Source organism: Luteibacter rhizovicinus DSM 16549 (assembly GCF_001887595.1).
Taxonomy (GTDB): Bacteria; Pseudomonadota; Gammaproteobacteria; order Xanthomonadales; family Rhodanobacteraceae; genus Luteibacter; species Luteibacter rhizovicinus.
The window spans coordinates 503,400-522,252 of the sequence record NZ_CP017480.1 but is presented as its reverse complement, the minus strand read 5'-3'; the positions used below and the strand labels follow the sequence as shown (position 1 = coordinate 522,252).

18 protein-coding genes are annotated in these 18,853 nt (G+C 66.3%); 12 read left to right on the top strand and 6 right to left on the bottom strand.

Annotation, left to right across the window (positions count from 1 at the left end; all coding sequences use genetic code 11):
* The first annotated feature begins 91 nt into the window (after positions 1–91).
* Together BJI69_RS02500 and BJI69_RS02495 are read left to right on the top strand one after the other, a co-directional pair.
* Positions 92–1,582 (top strand): leucyl aminopeptidase, encoded by a 1,491-nt coding sequence (locus BJI69_RS02500; RefSeq protein WP_046965957.1) that lies wholly within the window; start codon positions 92–94, stop codon positions 1,580–1,582.
* A 10-nt stretch (positions 1,583–1,592) separates the two neighbouring features.
* Positions 1,593–2,015, top strand: a complete 423-nt coding sequence (locus BJI69_RS02495) for a DNA polymerase III subunit chi (RefSeq protein WP_046965956.1) — start codon at positions 1,593–1,595, stop codon at positions 2,013–2,015.
* A gap of 154 nt (positions 2,016–2,169) precedes the next feature.
* On the opposite strand, the gene BJI69_RS02490 is transcribed toward BJI69_RS02495, so the two are convergent.
* A complete protein-coding gene (locus BJI69_RS02490; protein ID WP_046965955.1) occupies positions 2,170–4,929 on the bottom strand; it encodes a valine--tRNA ligase in 2,760 nt (919 codons plus the stop codon).
* Between the two features lie 79 nt (positions 4,930–5,008).
* On the opposite strand from BJI69_RS02490, the gene yoaA reads away from it, so the two are divergent.
* The 4 genes from yoaA to BJI69_RS02470 all read left to right on the top strand — a co-directional run bounded on the left by yoaA (position 5,009) and on the right by BJI69_RS02470 (position 10,523).
* Positions 5,009–6,934 carry a DNA repair helicase YoaA gene (gene yoaA / locus BJI69_RS02485; protein ID WP_046965954.1) on the top strand — a complete coding sequence of 642 codons (1,926 nt, stop codon included), beginning with the start codon at positions 5,009–5,011 and terminating at the stop codon, positions 6,932–6,934.
* Positions 6,935–7,068: 134 nt separating this feature from the next.
* Positions 7,069–8,394, top strand: a complete 1,326-nt coding sequence (gene creD / locus BJI69_RS02480) for a cell envelope integrity protein CreD (RefSeq protein ID WP_244465190.1) — start codon at positions 7,069–7,071, stop codon at positions 8,392–8,394.
* Positions 8,391–9,080 (top strand): tRNA (adenosine(37)-N6)-threonylcarbamoyltransferase complex dimerization subunit type 1 TsaB, encoded by a 690-nt coding sequence (gene tsaB, locus BJI69_RS02475; protein WP_046965952.1) that lies wholly within the window; start codon positions 8,391–8,393, stop codon positions 9,078–9,080. Before creD ends, tsaB begins: the two co-directional genes overlap by 4 nt.
* Before the next feature lie 141 nt (positions 9,081–9,221).
* Positions 9,222–10,523: a delta-60 repeat domain-containing protein gene (locus BJI69_RS02470; RefSeq protein ID WP_046965951.1), complete on the top strand. Its 1,302-nt coding sequence runs from the start codon at positions 9,222–9,224 to the stop codon at positions 10,521–10,523.
* Here the strand turns inward: BJI69_RS02470 and BJI69_RS02465 are convergent.
* From BJI69_RS02465 to BJI69_RS02445, 5 genes are read right to left on the bottom strand one after another with little or no spacing between them, the layout of a single operon-like run.
* Positions 10,499–10,906: an EamA family transporter gene (locus tag BJI69_RS02465; protein WP_046965950.1), complete on the bottom strand. Its 408-nt coding sequence runs from the start codon at positions 10,904–10,906 to the stop codon at positions 10,499–10,501. The genes BJI69_RS02470 and BJI69_RS02465 overlap by 25 nt on opposite strands.
* Positions 10,903–11,262 (bottom strand): DMT family transporter, encoded by a 360-nt coding sequence (locus BJI69_RS02460; protein ID WP_046965949.1) that lies wholly within the window; start codon positions 11,260–11,262, stop codon positions 10,903–10,905. The genes BJI69_RS02465 and BJI69_RS02460 overlap by 4 nt, the downstream gene beginning before the upstream one ends.
* A gap of 5 nt (positions 11,263–11,267) precedes the next feature.
* Complete coding sequence (locus BJI69_RS02455) at positions 11,268–12,104, bottom strand: alpha/beta hydrolase (protein WP_046965948.1); 837 nt, start codon at positions 12,102–12,104, stop codon at positions 11,268–11,270.
* Positions 12,105–12,146: 42 nt separating this feature from the next.
* The gene (locus BJI69_RS02450) at positions 12,147–13,574 is read right to left on the bottom strand and encodes a sensor histidine kinase (protein ID WP_046965947.1); all 1,428 of its coding nucleotides are present in this window, start codon (positions 13,572–13,574) and stop codon (positions 12,147–12,149) included.
* A complete protein-coding gene (locus BJI69_RS02445; RefSeq protein WP_046965946.1) occupies positions 13,567–14,241 on the bottom strand; it encodes a response regulator in 675 nt (224 codons plus the stop codon). The genes BJI69_RS02450 and BJI69_RS02445 overlap by 8 nt, the downstream gene beginning before the upstream one ends.
* A gap of 152 nt (positions 14,242–14,393) precedes the next feature.
* Between BJI69_RS02445 and BJI69_RS02440 the strand changes: the two genes are divergently transcribed.
* From BJI69_RS02440 to BJI69_RS02415, 6 genes are read left to right on the top strand one after another with little or no spacing between them, the layout of a single operon-like run.
* Positions 14,394–15,017: a PepSY-associated TM helix domain-containing protein gene (locus BJI69_RS02440; RefSeq protein WP_046977570.1), complete on the top strand. Its 624-nt coding sequence runs from the start codon at positions 14,394–14,396 to the stop codon at positions 15,015–15,017.
* A 10-nt stretch (positions 15,018–15,027) separates the two neighbouring features.
* Complete coding sequence (locus tag BJI69_RS02435; protein ID WP_046977571.1) at positions 15,028–15,540, top strand: DUF2271 domain-containing protein; 513 nt, start codon at positions 15,028–15,030, stop codon at positions 15,538–15,540.
* Positions 15,541–15,552: 12 nt separating this feature from the next.
* A complete protein-coding gene (locus BJI69_RS02430) occupies positions 15,553–16,362 on the top strand; it encodes a DUF4198 domain-containing protein (protein ID WP_046977572.1) in 810 nt (269 codons plus the stop codon).
* Positions 16,363–16,367: 5 nt separating this feature from the next.
* Entirely contained in the window at positions 16,368–17,396 is a 1,029-nt protein-coding gene (locus BJI69_RS02425) for an FAD:protein FMN transferase (RefSeq protein WP_046977573.1), read from the top strand.
* Positions 17,393–17,725 carry a hypothetical protein gene (locus BJI69_RS22715; protein WP_053057116.1) on the top strand — a complete coding sequence of 111 codons (333 nt, stop codon included), beginning with the start codon at positions 17,393–17,395 and terminating at the stop codon, positions 17,723–17,725. Before BJI69_RS02425 ends, BJI69_RS22715 begins: the two co-directional genes overlap by 4 nt.
* Positions 17,726–17,742: 17 nt before the next feature.
* A complete protein-coding gene (locus tag BJI69_RS02415) occupies positions 17,743–18,846 on the top strand; it encodes a sulfite reductase subunit alpha (RefSeq protein WP_053057117.1) in 1,104 nt (367 codons plus the stop codon).
* Positions 18,847–18,853 lie beyond the last annotated feature (7 nt).

Here is an 18,853-nt window from a genome sequence, read left to right as displayed (position 1 = left end):
GAATTGGCGGTTCGTGCCGCGTCAGTCCTGGCCGGCAAACCACAAGTCTAGCCTGTCCGGGCCCCGGCGGGCTTTTGCAGGACAGTTAGCTATGACGGTTCAGTTCAGCCTCGGTTCCAACGCTCCCGAATCCACCACGACCCCGGTCGCGGTGGTCGGTGTCTATGAGAACGGTGTCCTGACCAGCGCCGCCGCGCGGATCGACACCGCCGCCGGCGGGGCGATCAAGCGCCTTGTCGAGGCGGGCGATATCACCGGCAAGGTCGGCAACGTCGTCACCCTGCTGCACCCGGCCGGCGTCGCCGCCGCCCGCGTACTGGTGGTCGGCCTCGGCGCGCAGAAGACCTTCGACGCTGCCCGCTACCAGCGCGTGACCCTGGAAGCCGCGCGCGCCGTGGGCCGGTTGCCGGTAACGGAAGCCGTCAACTGGCTGCCTGAGGTCGAGGTCCCCGGCCGCGATGCCGCCTGGCGCCTGCGCGTCGCGGCCCTGGCCACGGACCATGCCGCCTACCGCTACACCGCCACGGTGAAGCCGCGCGACAAGTCCCTGCCGGAACTGGCCACGATGACCCTGGTCGGCCCGGCCGATGGCGAGGCCGGTCTGGCCGAAGCCCGGGCGATCGCCGAAGGCGTCCGCTATGCGAAGGAACTCGGCAACCTGCCGCCGAACATCTGCAACCCCGACTACATCGCCGACCAGGCCAAGGCTTTCGCCGATGCCCACGAAGGCGTGACCTTCGAGTCCCTCGACCGCGCCGATATGGAGCGCGAGGGTTTCGGCTCGCTGCTGGCCGTGGCCCGCGGCTCGGCCAACGCGCCGCGCCTGGTCATCCTGCAGTGGAACGGCGGCAAGGACGGTGAACGTCCCTACGCCTTCGTCGGCAAGGGCATCACCTTCGACACCGGGGGCATCAGCCTGAAGCCGGGTCCGGGCATGGAGGAGATGAAGTTCGACATGTGCGGCGCCGCCGGCGTGCTCGGTGCCTTCGTCGCGGCCGTGAAGCTCAAGCTGGCGGTCAACCTCGTCTGCGTGGTCCCTGCCGTGGAAAACATGCCGGACGGCGACAGCTACCGTCCCGGCGACGTCCTGACGAGCCTGTCGGGGATCACCATCGAAGTGCTCAACACCGATGCCGAGGGTCGCCTGATCCTTTGCGACGCACTGACCTACACCGGCAAGCGCTTCGATCCGCACACCATGATCGACGCCGCCACCCTGACCGGTGCCTGCGTCGTCGCCCTTGGCAAGCATGCCAGCGGCCTGATGACCAAGGACGAGTCGCTGTCGGCCGAGCTGCTCGCCGCCGGCGAAGCCACGCTGGATCGCGCCTGGCGCCTGCCTCTCTGGGACGACTACCAGAGCCAGCTCGACTCGGGCTTCGCCGACGTGGCAAACCTCGGCGGCAAGTATGCCGGCGCCATCACGGCGGGCTGCTTCCTTTCGCGCTTCACCGAAGGTCGTCGCTGGGCTCACCTCGACATCGCCGGCACGGCGTGGGACGAGGGTCGCAAGGGTATGGCCACGGGTCGTCCGGTGCCCCTGCTGACGCAGTGGCTGCTCGACCGCGTCGCCGCTGGCTGATCCGGCCCGTATGCCTCGCGCCGACTTCTACCTGATCGACAAGCCGCGGTTTCGCGAGGATCCCCTGTTGCTGGTCTGCGAACTGGCCAAGCGCGCCTTCGGAGCCCAGAAGCCGACCCTGATCCTCACCCGCGACTTCGAGCAGGCCGAGGCGATCGACGAATACCTGTGGTCCTTCGACGAGGACAGCTTCATCCCGCACCAACTCGCCGGTGACGACGATGATGCGAACACGGCGGTGCTGATCGTGCCGCCGGGCGTCGAGGTGGCGGACCGGCCGATGGTGATCAACCTCCGCGAGGTTTGTGCACCCGGCCGCTTCGATCGGGTGCTCGAAGTGGTCGCGGCGGATCCGGCGGAGCGCGTGGGTTCGCGTAGCCGCTGGACCGAGTACAAGAAGAACGGCTTCGAGGTGAACAAGCACGATATGTGAGGCCTGCGTCTCGCACAAAAAAATCCCGCCATCTGGCGGGATTTTTTTTTGCCTGGAAGGAGCCGATTCATCGGCGAACCCGCGGCAGCGGGCCAGGGTGCCGCAAGCACCCAATCGCCGATGAATCGGCTCCTACCCAAGGCGCGCTTGGGCTTCAGCCGCCCAGCTTGAGTGCCTGCTCGCGCATGGCCTGGGCCTGCTGGTTCCAGTCGGCGATGCGCTGGCGCTCCTGCGCCACCACCTCGGCCGGTGCGTTCGCGACGAAGTTGGCGTTGCCCAGCTTGGCCTCGCACTTGCGGACTTCGCCTTCCACGCGGGCGATTTCCTTGGCCAGGCGAGCCTTCTCCGCGCCCAGGTCGATCAGGCCTTCCAGCGGAATCAGCACGCGCATGGCGCCGACCACGGCGACGGCCGAGGCCGGCTCATCACCGTTGACCCAGACCGGGCTTTCCACCCGGCCGAGGAAGGCGATCTGCGCGGCGAACTTGCTGGCGCGTCCCCGATCGGCATCATCGCCATCGGCGAACAGCAGCGGAATGACCTTGCCCGGTGCGATGCTCATCTCGGCACGGATGCGGCGCACTCCCGTGAGCACATCCTTGACCCATTCGATCTCGGCCGTGGCCGTGGCGTCGCTTTCGACGTCCGTGGCCTCGGGGTAGGGACGCAGCATGATCGTGTCGCCTTCGATGCCGAGCACCGGGCGCACGTTCTGCCAGATCTCTTCGGTGACGAACGGAACGATCGGATGCAGCGCGCGCAGCAAGGTTTCCAGCACGTGCACGAGTGTGTACCGCGTGGACGCTGCCGCAACCGCGTCGTCACCGTTCAGCGCCGGCTTGGACAGCTCGAGGAACCAGTCGCAGAACTCGTTCCAGGTGAACTCGTACAGCGCCTGCGCGGCGAGGTCGAAGCGATAACCCGCCAGCTGCTCCTTCACCGTGCCCAGCGTGTCATGCAGGCGGGTGAGGATCCAGCGCTCGGCTTCGGTCGTCGGTTTCGTCGGCGCGAGCTTCGCGTCCTCGCCAAGGTTCATCAGCACGAAACGCGAGGCGTTCCAGAGCTTGTTGACGAAGGCCTTGTAGCCGGCTGCGCGCTCGAGATCGAACTTGATGTCGCGACCGTGCGTGGCCAGCGAGGCGAACGTGAAGCGCAGCGCGTCGGCACCGAACGCGGGGATGCCTTCGGCGAATTCCTTGCGCGTCGCTTTCTCGATCTTCTCGGCCATCTTCGGCTGCATCAATCCGCGCGTGCGCTTGGCCAGCAGCTCGTCCAGCGTGATGCCATCGATGAGGTCGAGCGGGTCGAGCACGTTGCCTTTGGACTTCGACATCTTCTGGCCATCCTTGTCGCGGATGAGGCCCGTGACATAGACGTCCTTGAACGGGACTTCGCCGGTGAAGTGGTCGGTCATCATGATCATCCGGGCGACCCAGAAGAAGATGATGTCGAAACCGGTCACCAGGACGTTCGTCGGCAGGTAACGATCGAAGCCGCGCTCGGCCTGCGCCTGCGGATCGGGCCAGCCGAGGGTGGAGTGGCTCCACAGCGACGACGAGAACCAGGTCTCGAGGACATCGAGGTCACGACGCAGTGCACCGGTGTAACCGAGCGCGGCGGCCTTCGCCTTCGCCTCGGTCTCGTCATGCGCGACGACGATGTTGCCGTCGGCGGTGTACCAGGCCGGGATCTGGTGGCCCCAGGTCAGCTGACGGCTGATGCACCAATCCTGGATGTTGGCCAGCCAGTGGCGATAGGTATTGATCCAGTTCTCGGGGACGAACTTCACGTCGCCCTGTTCGACCAGCTGCAGGCCGCGGGCGGCGAGCGTGTCCATCTTCACGAACCACTGCCAGGTGAGATACGGCTCGATGACCTGGCCGGTGCGATCGCCGCGCGGCACCTGCAGCTTGTGCTTCTTCGTCTCGACCAGCAGCTCGGCGGCTTCCAGATCGGCCAGCACGGCCTTGCGCGCGACGTAGCGGTCCAGGCCGCGATACTTCTCAGGCGCCGCGTCGTTGATCTTCGCGTCGTCGGTGAGGATGTTGATCATCGGCAGGTTGTGGCGCTGGCCGATGGCGTAGTCGTTGAAGTCGTGGGCCGGGGTGATCTTCACGCAGCCGGTGCCGAAATCCTTTTCGACGTACTCGTCGCCGATGATCGGGATCTGGCGATCGGACAGCGGCAGGTTGAGCAGCTTGCCGATCAGGTGGGCGTAGCGCTCGTCGTCGGGATGCACGGCGACGGCGACGTCGCCCAGCATGGTTTCCGGGCGCGTGGTGGCGACGACCAGTTCACCCGAGCCGTCGGCCAGCGGGTAGCGGATCGACCACATGGAACCGTCTTCCTCCTCGCTGACCACTTCGAGGTCGGAGATGGCGGTCTTCAGCACGGGGTCCCAGTTGACCAGCTTCTGACCACGGTAGATCAGGCCTTCCTCATGCAGGCGCACGAAGGTTTCGACCACGGCCTTCGACGGGCCCGGGTCCATGGTGAAGACTTCGCGGCTCCAGTCGCCCGATACGCCCATGCGGCGCATCTGCCGGCCGATGGTGTCGCCGGACTCGGCTTTCCATTCCCAGACACGGCTGATGAAGGCATCGCGGTCGAGATCCGAGCGCTGCTTGCCTTCGGCGTTGAGCTGCCGGGTGACGACCATTTCGGTGGCGATGCCGGCGTGATCGGTGCCGAGCTGCCACAGCGTGTCGTAGCCACGCATGCGGTGATAGCGGACCAGGGTGTCCATGATCGTGTGCTGGAACGCATGGCCCATGTGCAGCGTGCCCGTGACGTTGGGCGGCGGCAGCATGATCGTGTAGGGCGTGCCCTTGCCCGACGGCTTGAAATAGCCGCTGGACTCCCACTGGGCGTACCACTTCGACTCGATCTGGCTGGGCTCGAAACTCTTATCCATGCGTGGGCTCTCGGCTCGCGCCGCGAAGGGGCGCGCTTTGGAAGACGAAAAGACCGCCATTGTAGGCGATACTTGAGGGATGACTGCATCCGATGTGGCCGCGATCCTCGGCGCGGAGGGCCCGTTTGCCCGTGAAGTACCCGGATTCGCGCCCCGCGAGGCGCAGGAGCGCATGGCGGGGGCGGTGGCTACCGCCATCGAGGACCGCGATGTCCTGATTGCCGAGGCCGGCACCGGTACCGGCAAGACGTTCGCCTACCTTGTCCCCGCCCTGATGTCGGGGCGCAAAGTGATCATCTCCACGGGCACCAAGGCCCTGCAGGACCAGCTGTTTTTCCGCGACCTGCCGCGCGTGCACGCCGTGCTGGGCAGCCGGGCGAAGACCAGCCTGCTCAAGGGCCGGGCCAACTACCTGTGCCTCTACCGGCTGGACCAGGCGGTTCGCGAGGGCAACCCCGATCGCCAGCTGGCCAGCCAGCTTTCGGCGATCCGTGCCTGGTCGGCGCGAACGCGTCGCGGCGACCGCATGGAAATGATCGATATCCCGGAGGATTCCCCGGTCTGGCCACGCGTCACCTCCACGCCTGAGAATTGCCTGGGCACGGAGTGCCCGTTCTTCGATGACTGTCATGTGGTCAAGGCGCGTCGCGAGGCGATGGAGGCCGATATCGTCGTGGTAAATCACCACCTTCTCATGGCCGACCTTGCGCTGAAGCAAGAAGGCTTTGGGGAGATTCTTCCGTGCGCGGACGCCTTCATTCTCGACGAGGCGCATCAGATTCCCGAGCTGGCCGGCCAGTTCTTCTCGCAGAGCGTCAGCGCGCGGCAGATGACCGATCTTGCCCAGGACGCGCTGGCCGAAGCCCAGGGGGTGACCGGCGCGACCAGCCAGCTTCTCGAGCCGGTGGAAGTGGTGCAGGACCTGATCAAGCGCCTGCGCCTGGCCATGGACCCGCTGCCCGCCCGTGGTCCGTTCGGCGCGCTCGATCGCGACGAGACGGTCCATGAGCTGCTCGGCGAACTGCGCGATGTCATGGCCGCGCTCTCCGACCTGCTTTCCTCGCTGGGCGAGCGCTCGCGCGGATTGGCCAACGTCTTCGAGCGGGCGCAGATGCTCAGCCTGCGCCTGGACCGGATTGCCGAGGAACATTCGGCCGCCGACGTGCGCTGGTACGAAACCTGGCCACGCGGGTTCGCCTTGCACGCCACGCCGCTGGACCTCGCCACACCACTGCGCGCGATGCGCATGGCGACCGATGCCGCCTGGATCCACACCTCGGCGACCTTGTCGATCGCCGGCGACTTCGCCCACTTCGCTCGCCAGCTCGGCATCGAGGACCCGCAGACGCTGCATGTCGAAAGTCCGTTCGACTACCCGCGTCAGGCACTCGCCTATCTGCCGAAGGATCTCCCGGATCCGGCGGCGCGCGATTACACCGATCGCGTTGTCGCGGCGATCCGTCCCGTGCTCGATGCATCCGACGGCCGGGCCTTCCTGCTCTTCACCTCGCATCGCGCGCTGCGGCGTGCCGCCGAGTTGCTCGAAGGTCGTGTGCCGTGGCCGTTGTTCGTCCAGGGCACCGCGCCACGGCATCGCCTGCTCGAGGAATTCCGTGCCAGCGGGCGCGGCGTGCTTCTCGGTGCCGCGAGTTTCTGGGAAGGCGTCGACGTGGCCGGCGAAGCGTTGAGCGTGGTCGTCATCGACAAGCTGCCCTTCGCCATGCCGGACGATCCGGTGCTCCAGGCGCGGCTGGAAGCGCTCGAAGAAGCCGGCATCAATCCCTTCATGGGCTGGCAGGTGCCCACGGCCGTCATCGCCCTCAAGCAGGGCGCGGGACGCCTGATCCGTGACGTGCACGATCGCGGTGTCCTGGTCCTGTGCGATCCGCGGCTCAGTACCAAGGGCTACGGGCGGCTGTTCCTGGCCAGCCTGCCGCCGATGCCGCGCACGCGCGAGCTCGCCGATGTCACGGCCTTCTTCGCGCCGGTGTCCTCCCCGACCTGATCCTTTCCTTGGGACTGGGCCGCGTTTCGCCCCTCCTTGCCCGCACTTCGCCCTGGTGGGCGCCGCTGGCGCACCCATCGGGCACCGAGCATCGTTCCCATCTATCAGGAAGGGAGAGACCGATGTTTCGCTGGATGCAATCGATAACCGCCAAGGTGCTCGGCATCGGGCTGCTGGCCCTGCTCATGCTCATTCCGCTGACACAGGCCGATGGCCTCGTGCGCGAGCGTCAGGCCATGCGCGACACCGCCGTGGCCCGCGTGGCGGATGGCTGGGGTGGACCGCAAGTGATCGGCGGCCTGGTGCTCGCCGTGCCGACGCAACGGGAGAGCCACGATGCCGCGGGTGCCGTAGCCAAGGTGATCGACGGTACGGAGATCGTCCTGGCCGATGACCTGGATACCGTGGCCGACCTCACCGTCGACAAGCGGTCGTCAGGGATGTACGTGGTGCCGACCTATACCGGCGAAGTCACCGTTCATGGTCACTTCCTTCCTGCCGACCTGCGCCGTTTCGCGACCGAGACAGGGGCGACCTGGTTCATCGGCAAAGCGGAGGTTCGCGTGCTGATCGCCGATACGCGCGGACTGCAAGGGATCACCTCGGCCATGGTCGACGGTCATGCGGTGCGCCTGTCCTCGTCCACCGCACGCATGGGTCCGTACACGGTGCTGTCGGCACCCATCATCATCGAGCCGGATCGCGAGGCGCCGATCGAATTCGAACTCAAGCTCAGTGTCGCCGGCACGGAATCGTTCTCATCGCTGCCGCTGGCGCGTACGAACAGCGTGCAGATGCGCTCGTCGTGGCCCGACCCCAGCTTCACCGGTTCGCTGTTGCCGACAAGGCGCAGCGTGACGCCGGCAGGTTTCGATGCGTCCTGGAAGATCCTCGACCTCAATCGCGCCTATGGCCAGCACTGGGATGCGACCAGTCAGGATGTTGCCGAACGCCTCGCACCTTCGTCCTTCGGCGTGAAGCTCTACCAGCCCGGCGGCGTGTACCAGCAGAACGATCGCGCGGGTAAGTACGGCCTGCTGTTCATCGCGCTGACCTTCGTCGCATTCTTCCTGTTCGAGGTGCTGAAAGGCCTGCGCCTGCATCCGGTGCAATACCTGCTGGTCGGCGCCGCGATGACCAGCTTCTACGTGCTCCTGCTCGCCCTGTCCGAACAGATCGGCTTCGGCCCGGCCTACGCCGTCGCCGCTGCCGCGGTCGTGCTCATCGTGGGTGGTTACGCCATGGCGGCGCTTCGGGCGCGCACGGCCGGCCTGGCGCTTGGCGGCGTGCTCACCCTGGTTTACGCCATACTGTATGGCCTGATCGGCGCGGAACAGTACGCGCTGCTGATCGGGTCGGTCGTCCTCGTGGCAGTGATCGCGCTGCTGATGTACCTGACCCGCCGGATCGACTGGTACGCCCAGGGCGTGCCGCTCAACACCACGTCGGAAACGCCATGAACTTCCTCGCTATCGAAACCTCCACGGAAGCCTGCTCGGTCGCCCTCGTCCACGGCGACGAAGTGATCGAGCGCAGTGAAATCGCACCGCGCCGGCATGCCGAACTCGTGCTGCCGATGGCGGACGCCTTGCTCGCCGAGGCGGGTCTCAGTCGCGAAGCGCTCCATGGCATCGCGGTCGGTCGCGGCCCGGGTGCCTTCACCGGCGTGCGCCTGGGTGTGTCGCTGGCGCAGGGCATGGCGATGGCGCTGGACGTGCCGGTGGTCACGGTCTCCTCGCTCGAAGCACTGGCACTGGAAGCGCCCGAGGATGATGGAGCGATCCTGTCGGTGATCGACGCGCGGATGGGCGAGATCTACGTGGCCGCGTGGCGTCGCGAGGACGACGGCAGCATCACGCTGATCGATCGCGAGCGCGTCGATACGGCAGCGGCGCTGGAGCTTCCTGACGCCGCCGCATGGCACGTTGTCGGCACCGGATGGGCGACCTACGAGGCCATTCTCCGGCAACGCATACGCGGATCCATCCGCTCGGCGGATGGTGCACGTTTCCCTCAGGCCAGACACGTCGCAGAAGTGGCGGCGCGGCGTTTTCGTGACGGTCTGGCGGTGGCGCCGGAACTCGCGCTGCCCGTCTACCTGCGTGACAAGGTGGCGCTCACGCTGGTGGAGCAAGGGCGGGCCTAGCTCGCCCCTACAACCTTTGACGTATGGCGCACGTTGCTCGCGGGATCTACGGTTTCAATCCGTCCCAGGTCAGGCGGAATCCCGGGGCGAACGGATCGCTGCCGGATGACATGGACAGTTATTCGACGAAAGGAATCGGTCATGAGCGGACTCGGCACGCACAAGCAGGGCGATATCGACACTTCCTTCGGTATCGATGGCACGTTCGAGCTCAAAGTAGAAGGCTATGTCATCGAGCCTGGCGCGAATGAGCGCCTGCGCGCGCTGGCACGGGCCGACGACGGCAGCATCATGCTCGCCATGGGTTGCAGTCCTCCCGAGGGCGGATGGCGATACGGTCTGGCGAAGATCACCCGCGACGGGCAGTTCGACCCCTCCTTCGGAAATCAGGGAGTCGTCGTCGAACCGCCGTTGTCGGGGGAAACCTTGCAGGGTGCGCAACCGTTTCCGGTCGACGGGAACGCGACGGTCCTGGTGCTCAGGTCGCAAGGAAGCGATACATGGATGCTGACGCGCCGGGATGGTGCGGGTGCGATCGATACGTCGTTCGGCATCGATGGCTACGTGAACCTGGACGGCATTCGGCCCCCCGGCGAGCCGGGGGTCGTCAAGGGTTTCGTCATCCCTGCAGGTGGTGGTGAATTTTTCTTCGTCGGAACGACGCAAAACGCCGAACAACGATACGGTGGCATCGTGTTGCGCTTCGATGCGTCCGGTCATCTGAGTCCCGCCTTTGCCGGGAAGGGGTACGCGCTGGTTGATGTCCCGCTCGGAGCGAGGGGGAGGATCACCGATGCGGTCGTCCAGGATGACGGAAAGATTCTCCTCAGCACGGCAACCGTCGCCGGTAATTCTCGCATCGTGCGCCTTCTTCCCACCGGTGAACCTGACCCTGCCTTCGGGACGAATGGAGCGTTCGTGGTAGAGAGCGACGGCGCTCATCGCAACGAGATTGAACGACTGTTCTGGTCGGAAGAAGCTGGCATCTGGGCGGCAGGTACGATCATGAGCCGCCCACCTGCCGCCGGCTTGCTCCTTACGCTGGATGACGACGGAACGATCCCCGTCGGCTTCAACGGTGGACGGTACCTCGAACTCAATTACGGTGGGGCCGATGACGGAGGCATATTCGCGTACCCGATGCACATCGAAGCCTCGGGCCAGGGAGTCACGCTGGTGGGGCGTGCCGACTACGATGGAACGCTGATCAAGCGCGTCATCGTGGGGCGCCACGATCGAACGGGCGCGCTGGATCCGTCGTTCAGTGATGACAACGGCTTTTTCATCATCGATGTCGACCTCAAAGGTCTGAACTTCCTGTTCTTCGGCATCGATGTGACGGACGCTCACCTGACCTTTGAAATCCTGACGGGTAACGGCGCTGGCGGAACACCCCCCGAGCGAGTGCTGGTGCAGCGCTATACCTCGTGGGGAGCAAGATGATTCTTGGCTGCCTCGCCACTACCCTCGGCGAACGCAAGGCACACGATACCGGTGACGATAACCAGCGCTCCGACGACCTGTGTCGTCGTCACCGGTTCGGCGAAGACCCACCACGAAAGCGCCATGGCAGTGACCACTTCGAGATGGGAGGCGGCGAAGGCCGGCCCGATCGGCGCGTGCTTGAGCAGGCTCATCCAGGTCACGAACGCGCCGATGTAACCGGCGATCGCGCCGTAGACCCATGGATGCGAAAACACGCGAGCGAGCCATGCCGTGCTCATCTCCAGCGGTAAGGCATGTGCGCCGGCCGCCTTGAAGCAGAGCAGGTTCAGCGTGTCGAAGGCCAGCAGCAGCGTGAAGCCGATGAGGTAGAAACGCTTCATGAGCCGACGCCGACGATAGCGACACCCGCCGCCACCAACAGGATGCCGGTGACTCGCAACGGCGTCAGCCGTTCGCGGAAGAGGATGCGCCCCGCGACCATGATCGCGACAATATTGATTGCCGCGAGAAGGACGCCTTCGGACAGCGGCACCAGCGAAAGAAAAGCGATCCAGTCGACGAACACGGCGACATAGCAGGCGATGCCAACCCAGATCCAGGGCCGTGCGAGCATGTAACGCCATCGCGCCAGCCCGTCCCCGGCGCGCTCGTCCCCGGCAGCTGCCTTGAAGGCCAGCTGGCCACCGGTATCGAGCAGGACGTAAGCGATCCACAGCGCCAGGGCCAGGCCGTGCATCCGGATCAGGCAGCCATGCGTGCAGGTCGCGCGTCGCGGGCGACGCGGCTGAAGAAGTCGGCGGTGCGCTCGATCAGCATGCGGCGTTCGCGATCGATCGTGATCATGTGATAGCTGTCGCCCAGCAGGAGCATCTCGATCGGTCCGCTCACGCGGCGTGCGACGAGGTCCGCATTGGCGACGCTGGCGACATCGTCGTCGGCCGCATGGGCCACGAAACACGGCGCCACCACATCGGGCAGGCGGCGACGCACATCGCGCGACAGTTTGACCATTTCGGCCAGCGCATCCCAGGGGTTGCCCGGAAGGCCGGCCGCCTCGCTATCGCCCGAAAACATGGCAGCGCTCACCTGTGCGCGGAGGCGCTCATCGCGGATGCCGTAGGGCGGTTGCTCGATGAAAACGCGATTCTTGCCAATGCCGAGTCGCTTGAACAGCGGCAGCATGAATGAAAACACTCCCGTCCACGGAATCGACCAACCGTCATAGCGGAAGGTGGCGCCGAAGACGCCGACGCCGTCGACCCAGTCGGGGCGAACCGCGGCCAGGCGCAGGGCGAGCAGGGCGCCCATCGAGAGGCCGGCGACGAAGACCCGGTCCACCCGGCCGCGAAGCTCTTCAGCGGCCGCCTCGACGCTGGCGTACCAGTCTTCCCACGTCGTGGCGAGGAGGTCTTCCTCGGTGCCGCAATGACCGGCCAGGCGTACGCCGACCACGGTGAAGCCGGCGCGGTTGAGCCCCTTGCCGAGGATGCGCATTTCGGTCGGCGTGCCCGTCAGACCGTGGATCAGCAGGACGCCATCGCGCCCTCCTTCAAACCGGAATTCTGTCGGGTTGCTCACGCCGAGGCCTCGTATCCTGGATTGCTCATGGAGAGCATGGTCTCAGTGCGTGGTTTCAGTTGGCTTTCCTGTCATCGCGGGGAACCGTACCTCCACCCGCAACCCGCCCGCGGCCGCGTGCAGGAAGGCGACCTGGGCGGCGTGACGCTCGGCGATGCTTTCGACGATGGCCAGGCCCAGACCGGTCCCGTCCTCATCACCGCCAGGCACGCGGAAGAAGCGCTCGCCCAGCAGGGTGAGGAAGGCGTCGGCGACGCCGGGGCCGTCGTCCTCCACGGCGAGCACGAACTCGTCGACGTCGCGGGAGACCGACACCGTCACGGTGCAGCCCCGGCCGGCGTAGTGGAAGGCGTTGTCGACGAGGTTGTCGATGATCTCCTGGATCTGCAGCGCATCGCCACGCACCAGGCAAGCGCCGTCGAGGCCTTCGTATCCCAGGTCCACGCTCAGCGCCAGCGCCTGATGGACGCGCATGGATACCGCCTCGGGGACCACGGTGGACAGGTCGATCACCGCCATGCCGTCGTGGTCGGGCAGATCGGGCGCCTGGGTGCGCGTGAGCGCAAGAAGTTGCGCCGAGGTCCGCGCCGCACGGGCGGCCAGCCGATGCACGTGGCCGAGGGCCTCGCTGCGTTGGGTGGCGTCCGCCGCGTTGTCCAGCGATTCCACATGCAGCTGGATGCCGGCCAGCGGTGTGCGCAACTGGTGCGCGGCATCGGCGATGAAACGCTCCTGCAGACCGAGCATGTTGCGCATGCGGGCGAAGAGGTCGTCGATGGTACGGGTCAGCGGGAGGATCTCGATCGGCACGTCTTCCTCGCCGATCGGGCCCAGATCGTGTTCCCGGCGGCTCAGGCGCGCCGTCAACGGGTCCAGTACGCGCAGGCCGTGGCTCACGCCGAACCAGACCAGGCACAGCACGGCCGCGATCAGCAGGGCCTGCATCGGCAAGGTGAGAAAGAGGATTTCGCGCGCGCGGGTGTGCCGGTCGCGCAGGCTCTCGGCCACGGTGATGGTCAGGACGTCGCCCGGTTCATGGCGGCTGCTCACGCGCATGACCGCGGCACGCAGGGGCTTGCGACCCAGGGCCGTGTCGTAGAGTCGCGGTGGACCATCGGTGGGCACGCCGCCTTCGGCGCCGGGTAGCTCGGCATTGCCGATCAGGCGGCCGTGCCGGTCGCTGAACACCGTGTAGTAGTTACGCCCGTCGGGGTCGTACTCGAGCAGGAACCGCGCTTGCGCAGTGAGCTCGCCGCGCAGCGCATCGTTACCGATCATCTCGGACAGGGTCAGGGCCGAGTCGGAAAGGTCCGAGTCGTGCACCCGGTTGGAGTAGGCAAGCGCAACGAAATAGCCGAGCACCGCGTCGAGCAGCAGCACCCCGAGGACGGGTACCAGCAGAAAGGTAAGCAGGCGACGGCGCAGGCTGGGGCGGGACGGGCGGTGCCCCGCATGGCGACGCTCAGGCATCCGTGGATTCTTCGAGCAGATAGCCCAGGCCGCGGATCGTACGCACGCTGGTACCCGATCCGCCGAGCTTGCGACGCAGGCGGTGCAGGGCGATGTCCAGGCCGTTGTCGGTGAGATCTTCGTCCCAGTTGCACAGGGCCTCGACCAGCTGGGCGCGACTGGTGACCTTGTCGGCGCGAATGGCCAGTGCCTCGATCAGTCCGAATTCGCGCGCGGTCAGGTCGAGCGGTGTTTCGCCGATCCACGCGCGATGTCCCGGGATGTCCAGACGCAGACGACCGATGCGAAATTCCGGCGTGCCGTGGCTGGTGCGACGGCGGAGCAGGGCACGCACGCGGGCATCGAACTCGGCCAGCGCGAAGGGCTTCACCAGGTAGTCGTCGGCGCCGAGGTCGAGCACGCGTACGCGTTCCTTCAGGCCCTCGCGTGCGGTGACTACCAGCACCGGCAGCCCGGCCCCGCGCTTTCGCGCCCGCAACAGGACTTCGCTGCCATCGAGCATGGGCAGGCCCAGGTCGAGTACCAACAGGTCGTAGTCGTGATCGCGCAGGGCGTTGTCTGCACTGGCGCCATCGGCGACGTGGTCGACGGCGTGCCCCCCTTGTTCGAGGGAGGAGCGGACGGCCGCGGCGATGGCGGCGTCGTCTTCGGCTAGGAGAATGCGCATGGTGGGCAAGGATACGCTTTGAGGGCGGGCAGACGCATGCTGCCACGACAGGATTTTCGGCTTCGTTCACCTTGCTCCAATTGCGAACGATTCGCATTGCTGTTAGCCTTGCGGGGCTTTCCCGACCATTGGCTGCAGGGGCCTTCAATCGCATGCGCGACACCGTCGACCGGCAACGCCGCGCGTTCTGGCTCAAACACCTGCATCGCTGGCACTGGATCAGTTCCGCCATCTCGCTGGTGGTGTTGCTGCTGTTTTCGGTCACCGGTTTCACCCTCAATCACGCGGCCCGCATCGAAGCATCGCCCCGTGTGGAGAGGCATGCCGCAACCCTGCCACCCGACTTGCTCGGGCAACTCGTTGCGCAACGACCCAAGTCGGCGCCCTTGCCGCCAGCGGTCGCGACCTTCATCACCACGCAGACCGGCGCGCCGGTCGACGGCCGCGCAGGCGACTGGAGCGACGACGAGGTGGCCGTGTCGCTACCGCGGCCCGGTGGCGACGGCTGGGTGAGCATCGACCGGGAAACCGGCGAGATCCAATACGAAACCACCGACCGCGGCTGGCTCGCTTACGTGAACGACCTGCACAAGGGCCGCAACACCGGCCCGGTGTGGAGCTGGTTCATCGATGTGTTCGCCCTGGCCTGCGTCGTCTTCGCGCTCACCGGCCTGCTGCTGCTTCAGATGCACGCCGGCCAGCGCCGCATGACCTGGCCGATGGTCGCCCTCGGTCTTGTGCTCCCGGTCGTCGTCGCCCTCCTTTTCATCCACTGACGGATCCGCCATGCGTCGTCTCGTTCCGCTCGCCCTTTGCCTTGCCGCGACACTTCCCGCCGCTGCCGCCGACCTGAACCTCACCGTGGAAATTCCCGCGCTGAAGGTGGCCGAATACCACCGCCCCTATGTGGCCGTGTGGGTCGAACGCGACGACCACAGCGTCGCCGCCAATCTGGCGGTCTGGTACGACATGAAGAAAGCCGATGGCGAAGGCAGCAAATGGCTGAAGGACATGCGCCAGTGGTGGCGCCGCAGTGGCCGCGACCAGACCATGCCGATCGACGGTGTGTCGGGTGCAACGCGTCCGGCTGGCCAGCACCAGCTGCGTTTCACCGACGGCAAGCCGCCGCTGGGCGCGCTTGCACCGGGCCATTACGAACTGGTCGTTGAAGCCGCGCGCGAGGTCGGCGGCCGCGAGGCGCAGCGCATCGCCTTCGACTGGCCGGCGAAAACCCCAACGCACCTGTCCGCCAAGGGCAGTGACGAACTCGGCCAGATCACGCTCGACCTCAATCCGTAACCGGAGTCATCCATGAAGCACGCATTCGTTCGCGCCGTACTCTGCGCCGCCCTGGTCCTGCCGTTCGCCGCCCATGCCCACAAGATGTGGATGGTGCCGTCGGCTACCGTCATCTCGGGCGATGACGCCTGGGTGACCGTGGATGCCGCCGTGTCCAACGACCTCTACTACCCGGATCATTTCCCGGCCCAGCTCGACCAACTCGTCATCACCGCGCCGGACGGCACGACGGTGAAGCCCGAGAACGCCGCTACCGGCAAGTACCGCAGCACCTTCGATCTGGCTGTACCGCAGAAGGGCACGTATCGACTGGCGCTGGTCAACCAGGGCCTGTTCGCGAACTACGAAGTCGATGGCCAGAAGAAGCGCTGGCGCGGCAAGGCGGATGAACTGAAGACCGCCATTCCTGCGAATGCGAAGAACGTGCAGGTCAGCGAGATGTCGTCGCGCGTGGAAACCTTCGTCACCCAGGGCACGCCCAGCGATGGTGCGTTGAAGCCGACCAACAAGGGCCTCGAACTCGTTCCGGTGACGAAGCCGAACGACCTCATGGCTGGCGAGAAGGCGACCTTCCAGCTCCTGCTCGACGGTAAGCCGGCCGCTAACGTCAAGGTCGTCGCGATCAACGGTGCGACGCGCTACCGCAATGCGCAGGACGAGATGGACACGAACACCGACAAGGACGGCAAGTTCTCCTTCACCTGGCCGACCGCCGGCATGTACTGGGTCAATGCGTCCAGCGAAGACGACAAGGCCTCGGTGAAGGAAGCCAAGCAGCGCCGGCTGGGCTACACGGCGACGCTCGAAGTGCTGCCGCAGTAAGCCGCATGCATCGCACCGCGAAAGGATGGTTGCTCGTCGTGCTCCTGGTTTCGGGGACGGCGTCCGGCAAGGACGTCCGCCGCTTCGAAGGCGAGACGATGGGCACGACCTGGTCGGTCAATGCCGTGATGCCTGATGGTTCGGATGACCGGGCCATCGAGACCGGCATCCAGGCCGAGGTCGATCGTGTCGTCGCGCAGATGAGCACTTACGACGTGGACTCGGAGCTGAGCCGGTTCAACCGCGCACCGGCGGGTACGTGGCAGTCCCTGCCGCCGGAGTTCTACAGCGTCCTGCGCTATGCGCTGGACCTGGCGAAATCCTCCGGCGGTGCCTACGACCCGACGGTCGGGCCGCTGGTGAATCTCTGGGGATTCGGACCGGACAAGCGACCGCGCGAGGCACCCGATGCGGCGGCGATCGCCGCCGCCAGGGCGCGCGTCGGCTGGGCGAAGATTCGTCTCGACGATGCCGGTCACCGGGCGTTCCAGCCCGGCGGCGTGTATCTCGATCTCTCGTCCGTGGCCAAGGGGTTCGGCGTGGACCAGGTGGCCCATTACCTCGATCGCGCCGGCGTGCATGCTTATCTGGTGGAGGTCGGTGGCGAGCTTCGCGGTCGCGGACACAAGCCCGACGGTTCGCCCTGGCATGTCGGGATCGAGCGTCCCGGTGCAGCGGCGGGGGCGGTCGACAATCCGGACGAAGTCGAACGGATCGTGTCGCTGACCGACCGGGCCATCGCCACCTCGGGTGACTACCGTCATTTCTTCGAAAGTGGCGGAACGTTCTTCTCGCACCACATCGATCCCCGCACGGGCTACCCGGTGTCCCATCGTGTCGCCTCGGTCAGCGTGATCGCGGTGGACTGCATGCTCGCCGATCCGCTCGGTACCACGCTCACCGTGCTCGGCCCTGACGAAGGCATGGCATACGCGAAGCAGCACGGCATCGCCGCGCTCTTCATCCTGTACAACGACGATGGCACGTTCAGCGAGCTGGTGTCGCCGGCATTCACGGCGGCGCTCGAGCCGTGAAGGCGACCGTCGGCCAGATGATCATCGGCGGACTCCTGTTCGCCGCCGTCGTGTGGTTCGCCAGGATGCACGACTTTTCCGGTGTGCATCCCAGTTCGCTGCCGCGCGCCGGCTGGGCAGGTGCGCTCGGCGTGGCGTGGGTGGCGATGACCGCGTTGCTGGCGCGGGATAAGCGTGACAGCGTCGCGACAGCCGACGCGGCAGTCGCGACGCCGCCGGACGCGATCCTGGTCATCCATGCATCGCAGACGGGATTCGCCAGCGACGTCGCCGTGCGCACCGCCGAACTGCTGCCAGCGGCGGTCGTGTCGTCGATCTGCGCGACATAGGTGCGTTGACATCAGCCATGCTGACCAAGGCCACGCGTGCGCTGTTCATCGTCAGCACGACGGGCGAGGGTGACGCGCCCGACATGGCCACGGGTTTTCGCCGCGCGACGATGGTCTCGCCGTTGACCCTTCGTGGGCTGGCCTACGGTGTGCTCGCCCTGGGCGATCGCGACTACGAGGATTTCTGCGCCTTCGGGCACGACCTGGAACGCTGGCTCCACGCCAGTGGCGCCTCGCCGTTGTTCGATCTGGTCGAAGTGGACAATGGCGACGAGGGGGCGCTGCGGCACTGGCAGCATCACGTCGCCCAACTATCGGGCGTGAAGACGCAGCCGGACTGGTCGCGCCCCGCCTACCAGCCCTGGCGATTGCTCGAACGTCGGCTGCTCAATCCCGGTAGCGTGGGCGGTCCGTGTTTCCATCTGGCGCTCGCGCCGGAGGACGCGGCGCCACTGAACTGGCAGGCCGGCGATATCGTCGAGATCGGTCCGCGTCCCGCGAATGGTGAAGCCGCGACGTTGCCGCACCGCGAATACTCGATCGCCTCCTTGCCCTCCGACGGTGCCTTGCATCTCGTCGTGCGCCAGATGCGTGCGGAGGATGGCACGCTCGGGCTCGGTTCCGGCTGGCTGACGGAGTACGCCGCCGTCGGCGGCACGATCGATGTGCGTGTGCGCCGCAACGAGAATTTCCACGCGCCTATCGACGATCGTCCCGTCCTTTTCATCGGCAACGGTACCGGCATTGCCGGCCTGCGCGCGCTGATCAAGGCACGCATGGCGCAGGCTCACATGCGCAACTGGCTCGTCTTCGGCGAACGTCACGCCGAGGCCGATCGCCTGCACGTGGACGAGCTCCTTCAGTGGCAGCAGACCGGTGGCATCGAGCGCATCGACCTCGTCTGGTCACGGCAGTCACGAGGCTCGCGGTACGTGCAGGATCGCCTGCGCGCCGTGGCCGATGACGTGCGCCGCTATGTAGCCGACGGTGCAAGCGTCTACGTCTGCGGCAGCCTCGCCGGCATGGCACCGGGCGTGGATGCCGCCTTGCGCCACATCCTCGGCGACACGCGCGTGGACGAACTCGCCGCGGCGGGTCGCTATCGTCGCGACGTGTACTGAAACCGGG

What these genes read in the sequence shown, in the direction of transcription:
- BJI69_RS02450 (WP_046965947.1), bottom strand. Translation starts at nt 13,574, where the DNA reads ATGCCTGAGCGTCGCCATGCGGGGCACCGCCCGTCCCGCCCCAGCCTG.
- yoaA (WP_046965954.1), top strand. Translation starts at nt 5,009, where the DNA reads ATGACTGCATCCGATGTGGCCGCGATCCTCGGCGCGGAGGGCCCGTTT.
- BJI69_RS02465 (WP_046965950.1), bottom strand. Translation starts at nt 10,906, where the DNA reads ATGAAGCGTTTCTACCTCATCGGCTTCACGCTGCTGCTGGCCTTCGAC.
- BJI69_RS02430 (WP_046977572.1), top strand. Translation starts at nt 15,553, where the DNA reads ATGAAGCACGCATTCGTTCGCGCCGTACTCTGCGCCGCCCTGGTCCTG.
- creD (WP_244465190.1), top strand. Translation starts at nt 7,069, where the DNA reads ATGCAATCGATAACCGCCAAGGTGCTCGGCATCGGGCTGCTGGCCCTG.
- tsaB (WP_046965952.1), top strand. Translation starts at nt 8,391, where the DNA reads ATGAACTTCCTCGCTATCGAAACCTCCACGGAAGCCTGCTCGGTCGCC.
- BJI69_RS02460 (WP_046965949.1), bottom strand. Translation starts at nt 11,262, where the DNA reads ATGCACGGCCTGGCCCTGGCGCTGTGGATCGCTTACGTCCTGCTCGAT.
- BJI69_RS02495 (WP_046965956.1), top strand. Translation starts at nt 1,593, where the DNA reads ATGCCTCGCGCCGACTTCTACCTGATCGACAAGCCGCGGTTTCGCGAG.
- BJI69_RS02490 (WP_046965955.1), bottom strand. Translation starts at nt 4,929, where the DNA reads ATGGATAAGAGTTTCGAGCCCAGCCAGATCGAGTCGAAGTGGTACGCC.
- BJI69_RS02415 (WP_053057117.1), top strand. Translation starts at nt 17,743, where the DNA reads ATGCTGACCAAGGCCACGCGTGCGCTGTTCATCGTCAGCACGACGGGC.
- BJI69_RS02470 (WP_046965951.1), top strand. Translation starts at nt 9,222, where the DNA reads ATGAGCGGACTCGGCACGCACAAGCAGGGCGATATCGACACTTCCTTC.
- BJI69_RS02435 (WP_046977571.1), top strand. Translation starts at nt 15,028, where the DNA reads ATGCGTCGTCTCGTTCCGCTCGCCCTTTGCCTTGCCGCGACACTTCCC.
- BJI69_RS02440 (WP_046977570.1), top strand. Translation starts at nt 14,394, where the DNA reads ATGCGCGACACCGTCGACCGGCAACGCCGCGCGTTCTGGCTCAAACAC.
- BJI69_RS02425 (WP_046977573.1), top strand. Translation starts at nt 16,368, where the DNA reads ATGCATCGCACCGCGAAAGGATGGTTGCTCGTCGTGCTCCTGGTTTCG.
- BJI69_RS02445 (WP_046965946.1), bottom strand. Translation starts at nt 14,241, where the DNA reads ATGCGCATTCTCCTAGCCGAAGACGACGCCGCCATCGCCGCGGCCGTC.
- BJI69_RS02500 (WP_046965957.1), top strand. Translation starts at nt 92, where the DNA reads ATGACGGTTCAGTTCAGCCTCGGTTCCAACGCTCCCGAATCCACCACG.